The following is a 19,681-nucleotide window of genomic DNA, read 5'->3' as shown; positions in this document are numbered from 1 at the left end:
GGTCATTTCCTCGTTTGCAGGCTGCGGTCATGGTGCGAGCCGTCGGACGGTGCTCGCCCGGCTTCCGCCGGCACCCCGCATGACCGCGGAGAAGGGACATCACATGAAGAAGAGCGCTGCTCTCCTGACGGGCGCGGTCATGGCCCTGGGCATCGGCACCCCGGCCTTCGCCGACGCGGAAACCTCTGCCGTGGCCATGGATTCCGAAGGCGACTTCTCCGGCAACGTCGTCCAGGCGCCGGTCAGCGTACCGGTGAACGTCTGCGGCAACACCGTGGACATCGTCGCCCTGCTGAACCCGGCGCTCGGCAACAAGTGCGAGAGCGACTGACACGGCCAGGCACCAGTCGCCCGGCCACGTCATCGCCGGCCTTGGCCAACCCGGTTGGCGCCGAGGCCGGCTTTCCACATCTACCAGTAGGAAGATCACGGAATTGCGACAGACCTTGAGCAGGGGAATGGTCGCGGCAGCCGCCGCGACGAGCGTCCTGTCCTTGTGCGGCAGCCCCGCCCTGGCCGACGCACAGGCGGACGGGGTCGCCAAGAAGTCCTCGGGAGCCTTCTCCGGCAACGTCGTGCAGGTGCCGGTCAACGCACCGGTGAACGCGTGCGGCAACACCGTCGACGCGGCAGCGGCGCTCAACCCGTCCTTCGGCAACAAGTGCGGACCCGACGCCGACGAGCGCGAGGACGACGACTCCGGATACGGCGAGGACGACGACTCCGGATACGGCGAGGACGACGACTCCGGATACGGCGAGGACGACGACTCCGGATACGGCGCGGACGACGACTCCGGATACGGCGCGGACGACGGCTCCGACTCGGCCGCGGAGAGCCTGACCGATGGCTCGTCCGGTATTGGTTCCGGCAACGTCGTCGAGGTGCCGGTCAGCGCGCCGGTGAACGCCTGCGGCAACACCGTCAATGTCGTGGGAGCGCTCAACCCGGTGGCTGGCAACGGCTGCGCACAGGGTGGGTACGGCGACGACGAGGCAACCACCACGACACCACCGCCGACCGAGGACACCCCGCCGCCGGCGAACGAGGAGGAGCCTGCGCCGGCCGATGAGCAGGAGACCCCGCCGTCGGGCGGGGAGGACGCCCCGCAGCCCGCGGGTGAAGAGAGTGTGTCGCCCGCGGATGCCGGCCATGAGGCCGCGTCCCTGCCGGAAACCGGCAGCGGAGGACTGCTCGGCGCCGCTACCGCGAGCGCCGGGCTGATCGCCGGCGGCGCCCTCCTGTACCGCCGCAACCGCGTCGCCTCCGGCCGATAGCGTCACCGCGGCCGCTTCCCAGCTCCGCCCCCGCACGGCGCCGACAGGCCCGGCCGGGGGCGGAGCCGTGTCCGGCGCCCCGCTCAGCGGCTGCCCGCCCGTTCGCCCTCGCCGACGCCGACCGCATCCATCGGGCAGGCTTGGTGCGGCAGCCGGGTGACCGCTGCCTGCCGCACCGGGCGGGTGCCCGCCGTGCCGTTTCGCGCCGCGCCCTGCCGGCGCAGCCGCTGAACCAGCCGTCCGGCCACACGGCGGCCCCACAGTCCCCACAGCGCCCGACCGGGTCCCCGGTCGTCCGAGGCGTGCCAGGCCGCCTCCCGCCCGCCGGGCGCCGGGCGCAGCGCGGTCAGCGGCGCGTAGTTCTCCACCACGAACACCCGCCCCGGCACGGCCGCCCCCGCCGGCAGTGGACGGTGCGTCAGGTCCAGGTGCAGAGCCCGTACGACGTCCAGGCCGGCGGTGTCGGTGAACAGCCGGAACTGGGCGCCGGGGCGTGGGTTGAAGTCGAGCAGGTGATAGCGCCCCGTGCTGCCGCAGCGGCGGAAGTCGAGGTCGAGGACACCGCGGTAGCCCAGCTCGCCGACGAGCCGCTCGGCGAGCGCCCGCACCCCCGGGTCGGGTGCCCAGCGGCCGACCGCGGTCAGACCGGCGCCGCGCGGCCGGGCGTGCGTCTTTCGGCCGGTGCCGCCCGCACGTAGGGCGCCACCGCGGTCGGCGTACCCGTGGACGAACCAGTCGCGGCCGGGGCCCGGCGGTAGGAACGCCTGCAACAGCAGTCGGCTGCCCGCCTCCTCGACTCGCGCGTACAGCTCACGCGCCTGCTGCGCGGAGCGTACGAGCCGTGTGCTGCGCAGCCCGCTGCCGGCGGGCAGCAGCCAGGGCCGGCTCCACTTTCCGACCACCGGTGATCCCAGCATTTCCACGGCGCGGACGGCCTCGGCCGCGCTGTCCGGAAACACCGTCATCGGATGCGGAACGTCGAGGGCAGCGCACACGGCGGCCAGCTCGGCCTTGTCGGCCACGCGCTCGGGCAGCGTGCCGGGGAGGTCCGGCAGCAGATAGCGGGAGGCCAGCTCCGTGCGCGTGCGGCTCACCGCGATCGCGCTCGCGTCGTCCATCGGCACCAGGACCGCGGGCCGCGCGATCCCGGCCGCGACGCGATGCAGCACCTTCGCGATGTCCGCCGGCGACGCGCCGGGCGGTGGCGGGGTGTGCAGCCGGTGGAGGTAACGGGAGGCACCGACCGGGCTGTGCGCGCAGTCGGCGACCAGATGCACCTCCACGCCCGCCCGGCCGAGGGACCGAACGGCACCCAGGGTGCCGTGGTGGAAGGGGTTGGGGTCGATGCGCAGAACGACTGCGGGAACGCGGGTGTCGAAGGTCGACACTGACTTTCTTCCTTCGGTGAGGGAGTACTCGGAAGCCGTAGCGCCGGTGGCGCGATGGCTTAGGGCGTGACTGACTGTCAACAGTCTGGAGAAAAAACAGCGGGAGAAGAAGAAGGGCCGCAAGTGAGTCAGGAGAGGGCCGGAATGTTCCCACACCAGCCGCGGAAAAGGGCAAGTGCGCGGTGGCCGGCGTTCGTGGCGGCGGTGATCGCCATGTCCTCCGTGCTGGTCGCGGCCCCGGTGCGGGCCGCCGGCCCGACCGACCCGGTACCGTCGGTATCGACCGCGCCGCCCCTCTTCGCGGCTCCTCACGCTCCCGACGCACCGCGGGAGCCACCGGGCGGTGAGCCCGCCTTCGGCGCCTACCTGCACTACGGCCCCCGCGGCGTGTCCCGGATGGCCGAGCTGAGCCGCTGGCTGGGCGGCGCCGAGCTGCGTGTCGGCCACACCTATCTGCCCGGCGACCGGTGGAGCAACATCGTGGGCGCCCCCGGCTTCCTCGACGCGTGGGCCGACTGGCGGAACCGCGAGACCGACCGGCTGTTCGTCCTCAACGTGCCCATGCTGGAGCGCAACGAGGAGGGCGTCGCCGACCACGAGGTGCGCGAACTGCTGCGCGCGGGCGCGGCCGGTCGGTTCGACCACCACTTCAGGGCCCTGGCCGAGCGGCTGGTCGAGCTGGAGGTGCCGGACACGGTCCTGGTGCTGGGCTGGGAGATGAACGGCATCACGTACACCCACCGCTGCGGTCCGGACCCGCGGGCCTGGAAGGCGTACTGGAACCGGATCGTCACCACCATGCGCGCCGTTCCGGGCCAGAGGTTCCGCTTCGACTTCACGCCGAGCCGCGGCCGGGACGCCGTTCCCTGGACGGAGTGCTACCCGGGAGACGACACGGTCGACATCATCGGCATGGACTCCTACGACCAGCCGCGCGGCATGACCTTCGACGAGCAGGTGACCGAACCCTACGGCCTCCAGGCGCACGTCGACTTCGCCCGGGCGCACGGCAAACCCGTCTCCTATCCCGAGTGGGGGCTGTTCCGCAACGGCGACAACGCCGAGTACATGCGGCGCATGCTCGCCTGGATGGACGAGCACCGGCCGCTGTACAACACGCTGACCGACTACTGCCCCCACGGTGTGTGGCAGTGCGGGTCCAACCCCCGCTCGGCCCGGGTCTACCGGTCCGCGCTGTTCGGCCGTAGCGACGAACCCGGCACCCCGTCGGCGCCGGCGCCGACGCCGGTGCCCACCGCGCCCGAGTCGCCGGTCGGCTGCTCGCCGCTGCACCTCGGTGACTGGTTCGACCGCTGGGTCGAGCAGTGGCTCGGCAGCCGGCTGTGCGAGCGCCTGGACCGGCTGCCGGGAAACAGCTAGCGGCGTACGACCCCGGCCGCCCCGGTCAGGACCCCCTGCCACCGTCGCGCTCCTTCCGGCGGAGCAGCAGCTCCTTGGCCCGACGGCGCGCGGCGACGTCGCCGGCGGCCACCGTCAGCAGCGGGGCGGTACGCCGTCGGGCCAGCAGCAGCCGCTGGTTGACCACCTTGCGGGGCCGCCAGTGGTGCTTGTACGGCTCGTCACCGCGCAGCAGACTCAGCGTGCCGCGCTCCTGCGCCAGGCTGTGCCCGGCGCAGGATTCGAGCAGCATCGCCGCCACGTCCGCCTTGCGGTCGCGCAGCCGGGGATGAGCGCCGTACAGGTAGCCGCCCGCCAGCCGCGGCGACAGCAGCGTCAGGTCAACGGCCACCACCTCGTCGTCCAGCCGGAACTCGGTGACGACCGCGTCCCCGGAGGCCACCATCGACTCCGCCGACCGCACCAGATGCTCACGGAACCGGGCACTCAGATGCTCACCGGTCACCGGCCGTCCCTGCCACTGCAACCGGTGCAGATCCAGCAGCCGTCCCACCGCCGCCCGAGCCTCGCCGGGCAGGACGGCGTGGCTCTTGATGCCGAGCGCGTGCAGCCTGCGCAGCTTGGCGCGGGCCCGCTGCTGGGACTTGGCCGAGGGCAGACGGGTGATCAGGTCGGCCATGGGGACGGCGGGCAGCTCCAGGCACGGGGAATCGTCCACTCGATGCCGAGGGCCGGGCCAGCGGGCGTACACGCGCTCGGCGGCGGCGCCGGGCCGTACCTCACGGAGGTCGACCAGGGCGGTGCGGGCGGCGGCCGACAGCGCGTCGGTGAGCGCGGCCACCACCGCCTCGCCATGCTCGTCGTCCACCAGTACGTCGCCGTAGTCGGAGATCGTTCCGCCGAGCGGCACCAGGGCCGGCACCGGTCGCCGTACGCGCATCAGCGGGGCTGCGGCGACCAGTGTCGGCCCGTCGCGGAGCACGAGCAGCCGCAGCCGGCCGGGCCTGCCGTACGACAGCCACCACGAGTGCAGCCAGGCGTGGCTCTGGAACGGGGTCGCCGCCCCGCACCGCCGGTGCAGCCACCCCCACTCGGTACCCAGCCCGCCGAACACCTCCTCTTCGGTGACCAGTTCGGCCCGGTACCTCACAGGTGCCCTCGGAAGTCGGCGGCGGGCACGGGGGCGGGGGCGGGACCGGGCACGGCGGCCGGGCGGCCGGGGTGGTCCGAGGCCCGGCGCGGCCGGACCAGCAGGCCGAGCGCGCCGAGCAGCCCGCCCGCGCTCGCGCCGATGAGGCCGGTCAGCGCGACGGACGCGGACGACGGCTCGGCGGGCTCGGTGGCGCGGGCGAACTGCCGCAGGCCGACGCGGGTGGCGTCCGCCGCGGTGCTTGCGTGCCGGGTCAGCGCGCGGGCGACGGCGTTGGCCATGTCGGCGGCGAGGTCCGGGCGGGTCGAGGTGGCAGTGATCGCGACCATCGGCGCGTCCGGTGAGGTCGCCGTCCGCACGCTTTCCTTCAGCGTGGCGGCCGGCACTCCCGCCCACACCTGCGCGTCGCCGAGCACCGCGAGCTGTGTGGCGACCCGGCCGTAGGCCTGCGCGAAGCCCAGCGCGGACGCCGGGTCGCTGCCCTCGGCCGGTACGGCGACGACGTAGTTGGTGGCCGTGTACTGCGGCGTCCGGGCCAGGCCGTAGGCACCGCCGGCCAGGGCGCCCGCCAGGACACCCGCGACCAGCAGGGACCAGGACGGCAGCGACCCGGCCCAGGACCTGACGCGGGTTGTCGCGCGGCTCAGGGAGGCGGCCGGGCGGCGGTGGCCGGGCGCCTGCCCGTCGGCCCGGTCGCCTGTCCGGCCGCCGGGCCTGTTCTCTGTCTTCGTCTTCTCCGTCATACGGAACTGACTCCCTGGAGTGCGGATGCCGGGGGCAACGAGTGACCGACGGCGGTGGTGTACACGTGCATGAGCTGCGCGGCGCTGTGGGTGATGCAGTAGTGCCGGGCGGCCTCCGGCGGATGCCGAGGTGCGGGGCCCGCCGCCCGGAGTTCGGCCAGGACGCGCACGAACTCCTCCTCGCCGCCGCTCACGTACCGGGCGGCCGGCGCGGCCTGCCGGGGGAGGTCCTCGATCGCCGGGCAGGAGGCGTAGAGCACCGGCAGCCCGGCCGCGAGCCCCTCCACGACCGCCAGTCCGAACGCCTCCTCCGGGGACGGTGAGGCCAGCACGTCCATCGCGGACGCCAACGACGGCAGATCGGGGCCCGGAGAGCCGTCGTGCAGGGAGGGGCGTTCGCCGGTGAGCAGTACCCGATCGGCGACCCCGGCCTCGCGCGAGGTGCGGCGCAGGAGACGCTCCTCGGGGCCGCCGCCGACCAGCAGCAACCAGCAGTCCCGGGGAAGGCGGGACAGCGCGCGGACCAGGACGTCGAACCGCTTGCCGGGCACGAGTCGGCCGATGCCGCCCACGACGTAAGCGTCGTCGGGCACGCCCAGTCGGTGCCGGGTGCGCAGCCGTCGTACCGGGTCGAAAGCGAAGCGATCCAGGTCGACGCCGTTGGGGACGACCTCGATGCGCGGCGCGGGTACACCCCAGCGCCGCAGGCGACCGGCGACGGTGGGGGAGACGGCGACGGTGGTGCTGCCCAGGCGCTCCCCGGCCAGGTACAAGGCGCGTACGCCCGCGGTCAGGGGGCGCCCCTCCATCTGGGTGTCGCCGAGGGAGTGCTCGGTGGCGACGACCGCGCGCACGCCGGCGAGCCGTGCGGCGAGCCGGCCGTAGACGCAGGCCCGGTACAGGTGGGTGTGGACCAGGTCGTAGCCGCCGTCGCGGATCAGGCGGACCAGGCGGGGCAGGGCGGACAGGTCGCGGTTGCCGGTCATGCCGAGGTGGACCACCCGCACCCCGTCGGCCACCAGCCCGGTGGCTACAGTCCCCGGCCCGGTGAGTGTGACGACGTCGCAGTCGACGGGCAGATGCCGCAGCAGCAACCGCAGTTGCAGCTCGGCGCCGCCGACACCGAGGCCGGTGATGACGTGCAGAACCCGCATCTCACACCCCCTGGGACGCCCGCCGGCGCCAGCGGTGCAGTCCTGTTTTCATTAGCAGCCGTGCCGCCGTGTCGCTCTCCCCGACATGGACCCGGGGCAGGGCGTACGGACCGGTCAGCGCACCGGGGTTGATGGCGCAGCCGTAGCCGTATCCGGCCTGCCGCACTGCGTCGGCGACGCGCCGGTCGACCGTGCCGTACGGGTAGCAGAACCCGGCCACGGGAGCGCCCGTCAGCTCCGTGAGGCGGGCTCTGCTCCCGGAGACCTCCGCCCGCAGTGCGGCATCGTCGGCTTCGGTCAGGTCGACGTGGGTCAGCCCGTGGGAGCCGATCTCCACGCCTTCCGCGGCGGCGTGCCGGATACCGTCCGCGGTGAGCAGCGGCTTGCGCGGACCCAGCCGGTCCCAGGCGTTGTCGGCCCCGAGCCGGCCCGGCAACACGAACAGGGTCGCCCCGCAGTTCCACTTGCGCAGCAGCGGCAGGGCGTGCGTGACGAAGTCGGCGTATCCGTCGTCGAAGGTCACCCCGACCAGGCGCCGGCCCTCGCCACGCGCCCGCGCGGCCAGCAGCTCGGCCACGGACACTCCGCGCAGCCCGCGTCGCCGGAGCCAGCCGAGCTGCGTGTCCAGTCGGCCGGGTGTGACCGTGACGCGGTAAGGGTCGTCGAAGCGGTCCCCGACGGAGTGGTACATCGCGATCCACGGGACGCGGGGCGGGCGGGCACCGGCGTGGGGGCGGGCGCCCGCCCGGACGTCAACGGGGCGGGCGAAGCCGGAGGAATCTGCGGTAGCTGCGGAAGCGGCCATGAGGGATCCTTCGTGAGACGGAGCGGAGGAGACCCGGGGCCGCGTCGGCCCACGGGACGCCAAGGACGAAGACGACGGCGACCGTCGCGGCACCGGCGGCCAGGCCGGTGGCGGGGGCGGCGCACCGACCGGCGACCACCGCGCCCGCCACTGCCGCCACCGCCGCCGCGGCCAGGGCCCGGCCGAGCCCGGCCAGGACGCGGCCGGTGCGCACCGGGACACTGCGCGGGCCCGTTCCGGCGAGCAGTAGCGCCGCCGTGAGGGTGATGCCGGCGGCATTGGCGGCGGCGATGCCCCGCACGCCCCAGGGGCCCACGGCACAGGCGCCGATGACGGCGGTCGCGGTGACACCGGCGGCCATCGCGGCCAGGGGGTACCAACTGGCGCGGCCCGCCGAGAAATACATGCGGGCCAGCGCGCCCACGACGGTCTGGGCGAGCAGTCCCAGGGCGTAGACGCGCATCACCCCCGCGGTGGCCGCCGTGTCCGCCGCCGTGAACGCGCCGCGCTGGAAGAGGAGCCCTACGAGCTGCGGCGCGCAGGCGACGACCGTGGCCGCGCCCAGCAGCACCAGGAACGCGGCGAGAGCCAGGTCCCGCTCCACCCGGGAGCGGGCCCGCTCGATGTCGCCGTCGGCCAGAGCCCGTGCCACCACCGGGAAGGTAACTGTGCACAGCATCAGCGACAGCGTCATCGGGATCTGGGCGATCTTCTGTGCGTAGTTCAGGTGTGAGATGGCGCCGGCGGGCAGGGCGGAGGCGAGGAACCGTTCGATGAGGACCTGTGCCTGCCGGCACAGCGCGAACAGCAGGACGGTGGTGAGCAGGGCGAGAGCCAGCGGACGCACCTCGTCGGCCACTGTCCTCGCCCGATGCGCCCGTCCCCGCCGCATCTGCCCCAGCAGTGAGGGAAGCTGGGCCGCCACCATCAGAGCACCGCCCACCGCGACCCCGGCTGCCGCCGAGCGCACTCCCCAGTCGTCACCGAGCAGGAACACCGTGGTGATGATGCCGGTGTTGTAAGCCACGTAGATCGCCGCCGGCGCCAGGTAGCGGCCATGGGCGCGCAGGGCCGCGCTGGCGTACCCGGCGAGCCCGAAGCTCAGGACACAGGTGGCCGTGAGCCGCGTGCAGTCCACGGCGAGCGCCCGGTCGGCCAGCCCGGGCGCCAGCACCCGGACCAAGTACGGGGCGGTCAGCGCGGTCAGCGCGGCGACCGCGGCGAATCCGAGCGCCAGCCTGGGCAGGGTGGCGGCGACCAGGGCGCGGACCGGGTCGCCTGCGGTGCCCCGCGCGCGGCGGGCCAGGGCCAGGCTGAACATCGGAACCAACGCGAACGCCAGTCCGTCCTCGATGAGCAGTGTCGCCGCGAACTCCGGCACCGTCCACGCCACCAGGAACGCGTCCGTCCTGCTGCCCGCCCCGAACAGCCCGGCCAGCGCCTGATCCCGCACCAGCCCCAGCACCGACGCGGCCACGGACAACGCGGCGGTGATCAGCGCTGCCCGGGCCAGCCCTCGCGACACTCCGGCATGTCCGCCGGATTCACCGACGGTTTCGTCCACCGGTTCGGTGGGTCTGCCGGGCTTGGCGACGGTTTCGGCCACCGGCCCGGCAGGCCCGCCAGGCTCGGCAACGGCCTCGGTGTCCCGCCCGCCCCGTCCAACCGCCGGCCCGGCGTGTCCGACAGCCCTGGGCCCGCCGTCCCCCACCGCGGGGGCCGCCGCCGGGCCGGCCGGGGAAGGTGCGGCCGTCACCGGGTCGCGACCTCCTCGTCACCGGTGCCGACCGCCCAGCGGGCGGCGAGCCCGAAGCACACCGCCGTCAGCACGGTCGAGGGCCCGCCGATGTCGGCGTACGCGAAGTCAGTCAGCTGCCACACCAGCAACCCGCACGCGATCAGTCCGCTCTCGGGGCGGGCCGGGAGCGGCCGCAGCCGCCGCATCCCGCACACCAGCAGCGCCAGCCAGCTCCCCACGAGGGCGAGCAGCCCGAGCAGCCCTTGTTCAGCGAGGACGAGCAGGTACATGTTGTGCGGCGACAGCAGCGGCTGTCGGCGGAACGCCGCGCCCGCTCCCTCCGTGTCGCTGCCCGAGGACAGCGCCAGCGACGCGTGTGCGTCCCGATGTCCAGGAAAACCCTTCAGACCAACGCCGGTCAGCGGCTTCTCGCGCCACATGCCGGCCGCCGCCGCCCACATCGTGTAGCGGTCGGTCACGGACTGATCGGGGGTGTCGGCGACCCGTGTGATGCTGTCGACACGTTCCTGGAGCATCGTCGTGCCCAGCCCCAGCCCGCCCATCAGGACCACGCCCACTGTGACCACGGCCGACCCCACTGCCAGCGCCCGCCGCACCCCGGCGAGCGACAGCAGAGCCACGCACGCGACCGCCGTGGCGATCCACGCCCCCCGGCTGAAGGACAGTGCCAGCGGCACCACCAGAGCCACCGCGCACCCGGCCGAGACGGCCCGCTGCCGGGGGGACACCGACCCCAGGGCGAGTCCGGTGGCGCACACCAGTCCCAGGGAGACGACGGTCGCCATTCCCATCACGTCCTGCGGGCCGAACGTGCCCACCGCCCGCACCGGTTCACCCCGGTAGGACGCCCCCGTCCCGGTGGCGTACTGGTGAACACCGACCGCTCCCTGCCACAGCGCCAGTCCGATCAGCGACCAGGCCAGCAGCCGTACGTCCCGCCGGTCGCGCACCAGCAGCAGTACGGCGGCCGGGAGGAGGACGAAGACCTGGAGGTAGCGGGCGAAGCCGGTGAGCCCTACTCCCGCCGACGATGCCCCCATGGCGGCGACCGCCAGCCCCAGCACCGGCAGCCCCAGCAGCAGCGCCGCCCGCCGGGAGAGCGGGCGCCGCCGCTCCCGCACCAGACGCACCGCGCACCACAGCACCAGGACCCCCGACACCGCGTCCGCCGGGTGCACGCCGCCGTCGCCGCCCGGGGGACGCGGCACGGCGAGCAGGGCGACCACACCGACCACCGGCAGCACGGGGGGCAACGTCCGGACGCACGGCGGGGACAGGCGCAGAGCGTGGCTCACCACGGTCAGCTCCCCGTGGGACGTACGAGCGTAGCGGCGGTCCGCAGCAGGATGCACACGTCCTGCCACAGCGACCAGGTGTCGATGTAGACGTTGTCGAAGCGGGCCCGGTCCTCGATGGAGGTGTCCCCGCGCAGCCCATGGATCTGCGCCAGCCCGGTGACCCCGGCCGGCACCCGGTGACGGGCGGCGTAACCGGGATGGACCTGGGTGAACTTCGCCACGAAGTAGGGTCGTTCGGGGCGCGGCCCCACCAGGCTCATGTCCCCTCGGAAGACATTCCACAGCTGGGGCAGCTCGTCCAGCGAGGTGCGGCGCAGCAAGCGGCAGAGCCAGGTCATCCGACGCTCGTCCGCCACGCTCCACCGGGTCGCCGACTCGTGGGCATCGGCCGGGCGGTGGGTGCGGAACTTCAGCATCGTGAACGGCCTCCCGCCCTCCCCGATGCGCTCCTGGCGGAAGACGATTCCCGGCCCGTCGCTGACCCGTAGCGCCACCCCGCAGGCCAGCAGCAGTGGACTGAACAGCAGTAGCAACATTCCCGACACCACCACGTCCAGCACTCGCTTGCCCGCGCCGGGCCGGCTCGCGCCCGGCGCCAGCCGCCGGCCGTAGAACCCGGCGAACCGATCCCGATCCGGATGCCTTCCCGGCCACGAAGGGGAGTCGACGTCCATCTCCCAGACCGCGCAGCCCGACTCGGCCAAAGCCCGCAGCAACGGCGCGTGCCGCTCGCGTACGGAAGGGTGCACGGCCAGCACGTCCCGGACGCCGTTCTGAACGACGGCCCGCCGTACCTCCACGTCCGTGGTCAGTACCGGCAGTGGCTCCGTACCGTCCGTGTCGTCGGCCACGATCCCCACCGGCCGCAGCCCACAACGAGGGTGGCGCAGCACGGCGGCGGCCACGCGCCGCGCGGTCGAGGACGGCCCGACAACGAGGGCGGAGTGCGGGCGGCTCACCAGCGCCGCACGGCGCCGCCAGTGCACGGTGCCGCGGCCTGCGCAGCCCACCGCCGCCTGCAGCGCGAAGCCCGCGAGCAGGGTCGACGCCGGCAGCACGTACCGTGGGTCACAGGCCGCCGCCAGTGCCGCCAGCGCCAGCCAGGCCACGGCGATCCGGCTGCACACGGCGGGCAGCTCTTCCAGCACGGTCGGCATCCACCGCACATGGCGCGGGGCCAGCAGCAGCGAGACGGCCATCAGCAGGGCAGCGAAGAGCGGCCGGTGCGGCACGGCGGGCAGCGCCAGAGCGGCCGGCAGGGCGGCGGCACCGTCCGCCACGAGCAGCGGCAGCGCGGAGTCGGACCGCACGGCCGCGGGCCCGGTGGGGAACGGCGGTCCTGCCGCGGCGCGCGGCGGCAGGACCGAGACCGGGGGGCGCCCGAGGGAGTGGGGCTGCCTGGCGGGGTTGGGTACGGTGCTTTCCGCAGTCATGAGTGGATGGACTCCCTGTACTCGGTGAACGCGGCGGACCGCCCCGTGGCGTCCGGTCCGCCGCCAAGGAGATGGCGGTACAACGCCGAGACGGCCTCGGCCGTCAGCCGTACGTCTCGCACGGTCCGGACGTACGCCAGCGCCTGGCGCGCCAGCGACGCCCGCAGCGGCGGGTCGAGTAGCAGGCCGGCGACGGCTTCGGCCAGCGCCCCCGGATCCCCCGCCGGCACCAGGCAGCGCGGCACGAGTGCCGGTGGCAGGGCCTCACGAGCGCCGTCCACATCCGTCACCACCACCGGGCGGCCGCAGGCCATCGCCTCCAGTGGCGCGAGCGCCATGCCTTCCCAGCGCGACGGCAGGACGACCAGATCGGCGGCCCGATACCAGGGGACGGGGTCCGCGACCAACCCCGTCAACCGTACGGATTGAGGCGCGAGTGCCCGCAGTCGCTCCCGGTCCGGCCCGTCACCGACCAGGACCAGCCGAGCCCCCGGCACCCGCTCGAGGACCCGCCCCCAGGCCGCCAGCAGAACGTCCTGCCCCTTCTGCCGGCACAGCCGCCCGACGCAGACCACGAGCGGTGACCGTGTACCTGCCGCGGTCGCAGGACGCGCGGCGGGACGGAACCGGTCCGGGTCGACGCCGTTCGGAATCACCGCCCACCGGCCGCGGATACCGGCCCGCACCCCGGTGCGGCGCTCGGCTTCACTCACGCACACCACCCGCGCCGCCCACCGCGCTCCCCGCCGTTCCCAGGCCCGCGCGAGGGCCGCGGTCGTGCCCCCGACGGCTTCGAACGACCAGGCGTGCGGCTGGAACACGGTGGGAACACGCCCTCGGACGGCCAGCCGCCCGGCGAGCCCGGCCTTGGCGCTGTGCATGTGCACCAGATCAGGCCGTACATCAGCCACGACGCGTCCGAGCCGCCGCACCTCCGCGCCGAGCGACGGCCCGGGCGAGCGCGTGGCTCGCCACAGCCGTACGTCGGCACCCAGCGAACGGAGCGCGGTGGCCAGTGCGCTGTCCGGGCAGGCGACCGCGACGTGCAGCCCGGCGGCGAGCTGTGCCCGCGTCAGGTCGGACACCACCTGGGCGACTCCACCGTCCCCCGGCTGGGTGACATGGAGGACCCGAAGCTGAGGGTCTGTGGTTGACGAGCGCATGCGCGGCTTCCTCGCTCACGGATAGTGCTCAGAACGGGCGGGAACGCGCCGCACTGCGGTGGCACGAAATGTGTGTTGACTGACCGGAACCCTAACCGCAAAAGTGACTAATGTCGGGAAAGGGATTAGTGTGTCGGATGGGTCAAAACAAGTGATTTTGGGGTTCGCTCCGTCGGCGCAGAACCCGCGCACGCGGCTCGCGTTCACAGTGCACGGGCACCCGTCCGGATGTTCGTGTCAACCCTGAGGAGCACCTCCCCATGCCGCGTGCCGCGAAGAGCCTGGTCATGACCTCCGTCGTCGCCGTCACGGTGACGGGTGCCACCGGCATCGCCACCGCCCGCGACGCCGGCACCCGGGCGGTCGCCGCCGACTCCGGTGGCGGGCTGTCGGGCAACACGCTGCAGGCCCCGGTCCACGTTCCGGCCAACGTCTGCGGCAACACCATCAACGTCATCGGCCTGCTGAACCCGGCGTTCGGCAACGAGTGTGGAAACGGCTGATGCTGGCTCATTCCTCGCACGAGGCGGCCGTCCTCGCGGAGTGGGACGGTCGGGCGCGGTACGGCGCTGCTCTGAACGGGGGTGTGGGCGACGAGTGGGCCGGTAGCGCTTGACGACCGTTTCACCAGCGATGACACCGTCGGTACAGGGAAGCCTTCCTCACTGTCCGGCACGGTTCGGTTGCGGAGCGCGAGTGCGGATCCCACGGTGGGCACAAGACCCCATGCACCACCGAAAGGACCCTCATGCGTCTGCCCGCACGGCGAACCGCCACCTCCGTACTCTGTGCCACCCTCCTGCTCGGGATCACCGGGCCGACGGCGATGGCGGCCGACGGCGACGCGGCCCGGGAGCGCACCCACACGGCAGCTCACGCGCCCGTCCCGGACGCCGACGAACTGACCGCCCAAGTTGACATCCTGAGCACCATGGGCGGCTATCTCCTGCCGATCACCGAACTGCTCGGCACCGTGATCCAGAAGGAAGACGGCAGACTCGCACCCCAGGAGGCGGACCAGCTCACCGCCGCCATCGAAGAAGCTCTTGCGAAGGCCGGGTTGACCGGCATCCCTGCCACGACCGATCCGGACGCCGACGCCGACGCCGACGCCGACGATGAGGACGACGTCGATGACGAGGACGACATCGACGAGGACGTCGACGACGAGGACTTGGTGAACGAGTCGGCCGGCACCACGCCGGACACCACCGTCCCGGAGGTGACGGCGCCGAACGGCACCGTGCCCGCGACCACCTTGCCCGCGGGAGTCACTCCCGTGTCGGACGACCCGGCGGCCGCCGATGTCACCGCCACCATGGTGGCCGAGATCCAGGTGGCGATCGATGCTCTGGTCAAGGCCAGCATCTCCGGCATGGTCGAGCAGACCGGCTCGGCCGTCTCCGCCGTGGTGCAGAGCCTCGTCAACGCCGTCACCGCCACGCTTGCCGATGGCAAGCTGCCCGCTTCGTCGGTGGCGGACCCTGCCTGACGCCGACACGCCACCTTCCGGTTGTCGCGTCGGCATCGAGCAGGCGCGACGGCCCTTGCACGACCTCCCGGCGCACGTCTCATGTGCGCAGGATGGTCAAGCCGGGGGCCGAGGACCTTCTCTCCGGCGGGGAATGGATCTGCTCCGGCAGACCCGCAGTCGGTCTTCTAGGTGTGTTGATCACGAGCGTTGTTGACACTCGCGGGTCTTGACCGTTACGAACGCGACCGCCCCGGCGAACTCGTGCACGTGGACGTGAAGAAGCTCGGTCGGATCCCCGACGGCGGCGGCCACAAGACCTTGAGCCGTCAGGCCGGCCGGGCCACCCGCAGCGGCATGGGCTTCGACTACGTCCACTCCGCCGTCGACGACTACTCCCGCCGCGCCTACAGCGAAATCCACTCGGACGAGAAGGCCGCGACCTGCCCGGGCTTCGTCGCCCGCGCGGCCGTGTTCTTCCACTCCCAGGGCATCACCCGCATCGAACGCGTCCTGTCCGACAACGCCTGGGCCTACCGCAAGGGCCTGGCCTGGAGAAACGTTCTGGTCGACCTGTCTCCCAGCCTTACCACTCGTGCTTTTGCGGCACTCGGGTGAGTTCTGTACCTCCGACCGCTCCCGGACGGTTACCGCTATGGACACAACCGCACCGGACAAGGAGTCGGACATGGTCGTCAGCGCAGGTGGCACACCGGTACAAACGGACCGGGACGGGACGGGTCCGGCTCGGGGCGGATCCGTGTCCGTCGCCCGGCGGGACGTGGTGCGAGGGCTGCTCGCCCCCTCCCTCGCCCTGCCGCTCACCTCAGTGACCGTCGCTTCCTCGCCGCGAGGAGGCGTCTTCGACGGGCACTACCGCGGGCGCCGAGTCCAGGGCGCGGCGGCCCCGGACGGCGGCTGGCACGTCACCGTCGACGGTCGGCCGCTGCACCTGATGCGCCGCGCCGACGGCACCTGGCTGAGCACGGTCGACCACTACCGGTCGTACCCTTCCCCGCTCGAGGCGGCCCGCGCGGCCATCGACGAACTGGGGGCCGGACAGCACTTGCGTGCGACCACGGCCCACGGCAGCCACACACATCCAGGTGGACGCCATGGCGTACACGCGTAAGGACGTCAGCGCCCTCACCCACGCCGAGCGGCGAAGGTTCGTCAAGGCGCTGCTGGAACTGAAACGCCGGGGCGAGTACGACGAGTTCGTTCGCACTCACATCGAGTACTACATCCCGGACGGCGAGGAGGGGCTGCGTACGGCCCACATGGCGCCGTCCTTCCTGCCCTGGCACCGGCAGTTCGTGCTGGAACTGGAGCGGGCGCTGCGTCGGGTGGACCCGTCGGTGTCCGTGCCGTACTGGGACTGGACGAAGGACCGCTCCACCACCTCCGCGCCCTGGACCGCAGACCTGCTCGGCGGCAGCGGTCGACGCTCCGACCTGCGGGTGACAACCGGCCCGTTCGCCCACGCGGAGGGTAACTGGACCCTCATGGAGAACGTGACCGATACCGATTTCCTCACCAGGGATCTCGGCCGTCCCCGTGACCCGATCCGGTTGCCGACCCGGCAGGATCTGGACAGCGCCCTGGAGGATCCCGTCTACGACGCCTCACCCTGGGACTCGACGGCGGAGAGAGGATTCCGCAACAAGCTGGAGGGATGGGGGCCCGGACGCGGCAGTGCCTCCTGGCGCAACCACAACCGGGTGCACCGCTGGGTCGGCGGCGCCATGACAGGAGGCGCCTCCGTCAACGACCCGGTCTTCTGGCTGGTGCACGCCTTCCTCGATCTGCAATGGTCGCGCTGGCAGCGTCGGCACCCAAACGCCCGTTACCTGCCCGCCGAGCCGCCCGGCCGGGACAGCGCCCAGTACGGGAGAGTCGTCGCCCGGTACGAGAGGTTGCCACCGTGGGACGTGACACCGGACGAACTGGAGGACCACAGCCGGATCTACCGATACGCGTGACATACGCGGAACCGAACCGAGGAAAGCCCCAGCGGAGGGTGTGCGGCACCCGCTGACACCCCGCTTCCAGGGAGCGGACCACTGTGCGTCCCCGGTCATGCCGGTCGGCCTGGCCTCACCACCCGGGGACGTGACCGACAGGTCGACCGGTCGCGTGTGACACGGAAAGGTGAACGCGGAGCATGCCCGAGGGCCGAATGGGTGGAACAACGCAGCCAGGACCACCAACCGCCACTAGTGTCCCGCACCATGACTTCTCCGACCACCGCACCAGCGAAGCCAGAAGGCTCCCTTCTGGGGACTCTCACCGTCGTACCCTGGTCCAGCGTTCCTTCCACCAACACCCCGCGGCTGCCGTTTCTCACGGTGTACTCGCTCGGTGACGGCGCCGAGGGACCCGAGGCCGGCGAAAAGGTGATGCGCGCCCACCTGGAAAAGATCGGCCTGCCGGTGACCGGGCAGCCGGTCGAACTGCCTCCTGGAGGCAAAGCCGCCATTACCTTGCTGGTGGAGGCCGAACAGGCTGTGCTCACCATGCCGTTTCTCCGAGTGCAGTGTCCTGTGCCACCGCATTGGCAGGACGCCGCTCACAAGAACGGCAAGGTACATCTCATCTGTTTGACCGGCCCGTGGCCGCACGCCGCTCCCGGGCAATCTCTGAGCCCTGAGCAACTGCGCGGCTTTCTCACCGAGGACGAGCTCCGGTCGACCAGTACCCACTGCCTGGTCCCGGTCACCCGTCTGCGTCGCTGAGACCGCTGTTTCGCCGAGGGCGAATGGCTGAGTGACCGAACCTGGATTTTCTCGTTGCCGGATGAGACAGGAAATGGGCACCGAGCCCAGGCCCGTCCGTCCTGGTGCGGGCCGAGAAGATAGTACTTCGAGGAACCTCATGCGACGATCCCTTACCGCAGGTCTTATGTCAGTGGCTGCTCTGGTGTCGGGGGGTGCAGGCGCCGCCCAAGCTGTGGACGTCGCCGACGCCTCCACCCTGGAAAGTATTTCGGCTGTTTCCCCCGTCGGCCTGACCGACAGGGTCGAGGGGGCGGCGCAGAAGCCGGCGAGCCTGGTGGCGGATGTCGGCGGAAAAAGCGCCCAGACAGTACTCCCGGAAGTGGGAAGGGTGGCACATCTGGCGTGACCGGCCGTGCTCGGCCGTGCACATTGTAGTTCTTTCGAGCGGGCCGTTCCTGACCGCGCGCAGTAGAGCGTCGGCGGGGGCGGTCCGCCCGCTCGTTGGGCCACCTTGATCGATAAGTCGCATAATTCCGGTGTTCGGGTGATTGCCGGGCGTCGAGGGAAACGTCCGCATGGGGAATCAGTTAGTGAGAGTGCTGCAGTCTTCATCGGAAGATGCCGCCATACGCGAGGAAGGTAAACACCATGGATGTGAAGAAGGTCGTTGCGGGGTCCATGCTGACCTTGACCGTCACCGGGGTCGGCGTCACGCCGGCCATGGCCGACGAGGAAGTGCGCGGTCACTACTCGCAGAGTGTCGAGATCATCCGTGACATCTGCCCCACTATCCAGGACATCGACGTCCTCACCATCGAGGTTCTGGACGATTCCCGTGCGTTCCAGTGCAACGAGATCCGCGAGAACTCCAAGGTGACCGACGACTCCTCTGCTCCCTCCCTGCCTCTTCTGGGGCGTGTCGTCGACTAGCTCTCGGGTGCCGCTCACCGACTTCCTGCGCACCTCCTCCCGCAGCGGGAAGACAGGCCCCGGTACCGTGCGAACAGCCGCACGGTACCGGGGCCTCGCTGCTGTGGCCGGTTCAACCGGAAATGCCTATGCTCATCCGATCGGATAACCGCGCTCGCCGGATCGCCCGTTGCTGCAAGCGGATGAATCAGAGCAGAGATACGGAACTTCGGGAGTGTGCAGTCGGTTAGTGGGCTGTCGGCACTCACCACGAGGTGTCGCGGTATCAAGCACAAGGAAGGCAACACGAATGAACGCCAAGAAGGTCCTCGCCGGTTCGATGCTGACGCTGGCTGCTACCGGCGCGGCGGTCTCGCCGGCCGTGGCCGACGAAGAGGTGCACGGTCACTACTCGCAGAACATCGAGATCATCCGCGACATCTGCCCCACCATCCAGGACATCGACGTCCTCACCATCGAGGTTCTGGACGAAGCCCGTACGTTCCAGTGCAACGAGATCCGCGAGAACTCGAAGGTGACCGACAGCTCGTCCGCCCCCGCCCTGCCGATCCTCGGCCAGGTCCTCAACTAAAACGTGGACACCGCGCCTTAGGTGTCCGGCGAATTATCTTTCGTCGTGCGGTGTTCCGAGAGTGCCGTGCTCGACGAGGGGGAACAAGCCCCGGACTGTGCGACCAACCGCACGGTCCGGGGCTTTTCTTCTGGGTTGCCTCCCGTGCTCTCCGGTCAACCGTTGCTGCAAGTGGATGAATCAGGGTCCGGGCGCGGAACCTCAGGGGTATGAAGTCGGTTAGTAGGCTGTCGGCACTCACCACTACGTGCCGCGGCTATCACGCACAAGGAAGGCAACACGAATGAACGCCAAGAAGGTCCTCGCCGGTTCGATGCTGACGCTGGCTGCTACCGGCGCGGCGGTCTCGCCGGCCGTGGCCGACGAAGAGGTGCACGGTCACTACTCGCAGAACATCGAGATCATCCGCGACATCTGCCCCACCATCCAGGACATCGACGTCCTCACCATCGAGGTTCTGGAC

21 protein-coding genes and 1 pseudogene are annotated in these 19,681 nt (G+C 71.7%); 13 read left to right on the top strand and 9 right to left on the bottom strand.

The window, feature by feature from the left end; genetic code table 11:
* The first annotated feature begins 103 nt into the window (after positions 1 to 103).
* The gene (locus tag ACVV2G_RS10650; RefSeq protein ID WP_453842394.1) at positions 104 to 331 is read left to right on the top strand and encodes a chaplin; all 228 of its coding nucleotides are present in this window, start codon (positions 104 to 106) and stop codon (positions 329 to 331) included.
* 115 nt (positions 332 to 446) lie between these two features.
* On the top strand, positions 447 to 1,277 hold the full coding sequence (locus ACVV2G_RS10645) for a chaplin (RefSeq protein ID WP_453842393.1): 831 nt from the start codon (positions 447 to 449) through the stop codon (positions 1,275 to 1,277).
* An 83-nt stretch (positions 1,278 to 1,360) separates the two neighbouring features.
* Here the strand turns inward: ACVV2G_RS10645 and ACVV2G_RS10640 are convergent, their stop codons facing one another.
* Positions 1,361 to 2,665, bottom strand: coding sequence for a carboxylate--amine ligase (locus tag ACVV2G_RS10640; protein ID WP_453842392.1), 1,305 nt, complete (start codon positions 2,663 to 2,665; stop codon positions 1,361 to 1,363).
* Positions 2,666 to 2,809: 144 nt separating this feature from the next.
* Here ACVV2G_RS10640 and ACVV2G_RS10635 point away from each other — a divergent pair, with 144 nt between their 5' ends.
* Positions 2,810 to 4,045, top strand: coding sequence for a glycoside hydrolase family 26 protein (locus ACVV2G_RS10635; protein ID WP_453842391.1), 1,236 nt, complete (start codon positions 2,810 to 2,812; stop codon positions 4,043 to 4,045).
* A 25-nt stretch (positions 4,046 to 4,070) separates the two neighbouring features.
* Here ACVV2G_RS10635 and ACVV2G_RS10630 read toward each other — a convergent pair whose 3' ends face one another.
* The 8 genes from ACVV2G_RS10630 to ACVV2G_RS10595 are packed head-to-tail and all read right to left on the bottom strand — an operon-like array spanning position 4,071 to position 13,529.
* Positions 4,071 to 5,174, bottom strand: coding sequence for a GNAT family N-acetyltransferase (locus ACVV2G_RS10630; RefSeq protein ID WP_453842390.1), 1,104 nt, complete (start codon positions 5,172 to 5,174; stop codon positions 4,071 to 4,073).
* A complete protein-coding gene (locus tag ACVV2G_RS10625; RefSeq protein WP_453842389.1) occupies positions 5,171 to 5,917 on the bottom strand; it encodes a YveK family protein in 747 nt (248 codons plus the stop codon). The genes ACVV2G_RS10630 and ACVV2G_RS10625 overlap by 4 nt, the downstream gene beginning before the upstream one ends.
* Entirely contained in the window at positions 5,914 to 7,071 is a 1,158-nt protein-coding gene (locus ACVV2G_RS10620; RefSeq protein ID WP_453842388.1) for a glycosyltransferase, read from the bottom strand. Before ACVV2G_RS10620 ends, ACVV2G_RS10625 begins: the two co-directional genes overlap by 4 nt.
* 1 nt (position 7,072) lies before the next feature.
* Complete coding sequence (locus ACVV2G_RS10615; protein WP_453842387.1) at positions 7,073 to 7,876, bottom strand: polysaccharide deacetylase family protein; 804 nt, start codon at positions 7,874 to 7,876, stop codon at positions 7,073 to 7,075.
* The gene (locus tag ACVV2G_RS10610) at positions 7,824 to 9,587 is read right to left on the bottom strand and encodes a lipid II flippase MurJ (RefSeq protein WP_453842618.1); all 1,764 of its coding nucleotides are present in this window, start codon (positions 9,585 to 9,587) and stop codon (positions 7,824 to 7,826) included. Before ACVV2G_RS10610 ends, ACVV2G_RS10615 begins: the two co-directional genes overlap by 53 nt.
* A 41-nt stretch (positions 9,588 to 9,628) precedes the next feature.
* Positions 9,629 to 10,930 (bottom strand): O-antigen ligase family protein, encoded by a 1,302-nt coding sequence (locus tag ACVV2G_RS10605; protein WP_453842617.1) that lies wholly within the window; start codon positions 10,928 to 10,930, stop codon positions 9,629 to 9,631.
* A gap of 5 nt (positions 10,931 to 10,935) precedes the next feature.
* Positions 10,936 to 12,366: an exopolysaccharide biosynthesis polyprenyl glycosylphosphotransferase gene (locus ACVV2G_RS10600; RefSeq protein WP_453842386.1), complete on the bottom strand. Its 1,431-nt coding sequence runs from the start codon at positions 12,364 to 12,366 to the stop codon at positions 10,936 to 10,938.
* Entirely contained in the window at positions 12,363 to 13,529 is a 1,167-nt protein-coding gene (locus ACVV2G_RS10595) for a glycosyltransferase (protein WP_453842385.1), read from the bottom strand. The genes ACVV2G_RS10600 and ACVV2G_RS10595 overlap by 4 nt, the downstream gene beginning before the upstream one ends.
* Positions 13,530 to 13,789: 260 nt before the next feature.
* Here ACVV2G_RS10595 and ACVV2G_RS10590 point away from each other — a divergent pair, with 260 nt between their 5' ends.
* The 10 genes and pseudogenes from ACVV2G_RS10590 to ACVV2G_RS10545 all read left to right on the top strand — a co-directional run.
* Entirely contained in the window at positions 13,790 to 14,032 is a 243-nt protein-coding gene (locus ACVV2G_RS10590; protein ID WP_453842384.1) for a chaplin, read from the top strand.
* Positions 14,033 to 14,355: 323 nt separating this feature from the next.
* Entirely contained in the window at positions 14,356 to 15,021 is a 666-nt protein-coding gene (locus ACVV2G_RS10585) for a hypothetical protein (RefSeq protein WP_453842383.1), read from the top strand.
* A 213-nt stretch (positions 15,022 to 15,234) separates the two neighbouring features.
* Positions 15,235 to 15,567, top strand: a pseudogene (locus tag ACVV2G_RS10580) (DDE-type integrase/transposase/recombinase); the annotation flags it as partial.
* Between the two features lie 121 nt (positions 15,568 to 15,688).
* The gene (locus ACVV2G_RS10575) at positions 15,689 to 16,132 is read left to right on the top strand and encodes a tyrosinase family oxidase copper chaperone (RefSeq protein WP_453842616.1); all 444 of its coding nucleotides are present in this window, start codon (positions 15,689 to 15,691) and stop codon (positions 16,130 to 16,132) included.
* The gene (locus tag ACVV2G_RS10570; RefSeq protein WP_453842382.1) at positions 16,116 to 16,982 is read left to right on the top strand and encodes a tyrosinase family protein; all 867 of its coding nucleotides are present in this window, start codon (positions 16,116 to 16,118) and stop codon (positions 16,980 to 16,982) included. The genes ACVV2G_RS10575 and ACVV2G_RS10570 overlap by 17 nt, the downstream gene beginning before the upstream one ends.
* Positions 16,983 to 17,231: 249 nt before the next feature.
* The gene (locus tag ACVV2G_RS10565; RefSeq protein ID WP_453842381.1) at positions 17,232 to 17,735 is read left to right on the top strand and encodes a DUF5949 family protein; all 504 of its coding nucleotides are present in this window, start codon (positions 17,232 to 17,234) and stop codon (positions 17,733 to 17,735) included.
* A gap of 214 nt (positions 17,736 to 17,949) precedes the next feature.
* Positions 17,950 to 18,123, top strand: a complete 174-nt coding sequence (locus ACVV2G_RS10560; RefSeq protein ID WP_453842380.1) for a hypothetical protein — start codon at positions 17,950 to 17,952, stop codon at positions 18,121 to 18,123.
* Between the two features lie 272 nt (positions 18,124 to 18,395).
* Complete coding sequence (locus tag ACVV2G_RS10555; RefSeq protein ID WP_453842379.1) at positions 18,396 to 18,647, top strand: hypothetical protein; 252 nt, start codon at positions 18,396 to 18,398, stop codon at positions 18,645 to 18,647.
* 289 nt (positions 18,648 to 18,936) lie between these two features.
* Positions 18,937 to 19,218, top strand: coding sequence for a hypothetical protein (locus tag ACVV2G_RS10550; RefSeq protein WP_453842378.1), 282 nt, complete (start codon positions 18,937 to 18,939; stop codon positions 19,216 to 19,218).
* Positions 19,219 to 19,501: 283 nt separating this feature from the next.
* A partial coding sequence (locus tag ACVV2G_RS10545; RefSeq protein WP_453842377.1) for a hypothetical protein occupies positions 19,502 to 19,681 on the top strand: 180 nt, incomplete at its 3' end.

The sequence above is a fragment of the Streptomyces sp. JK94 genome (genome assembly GCF_053613315.1).
Note: the sequence above shows the minus strand (reverse complement) of the source record. Positions and strands in the feature narration are given on the sequence as shown.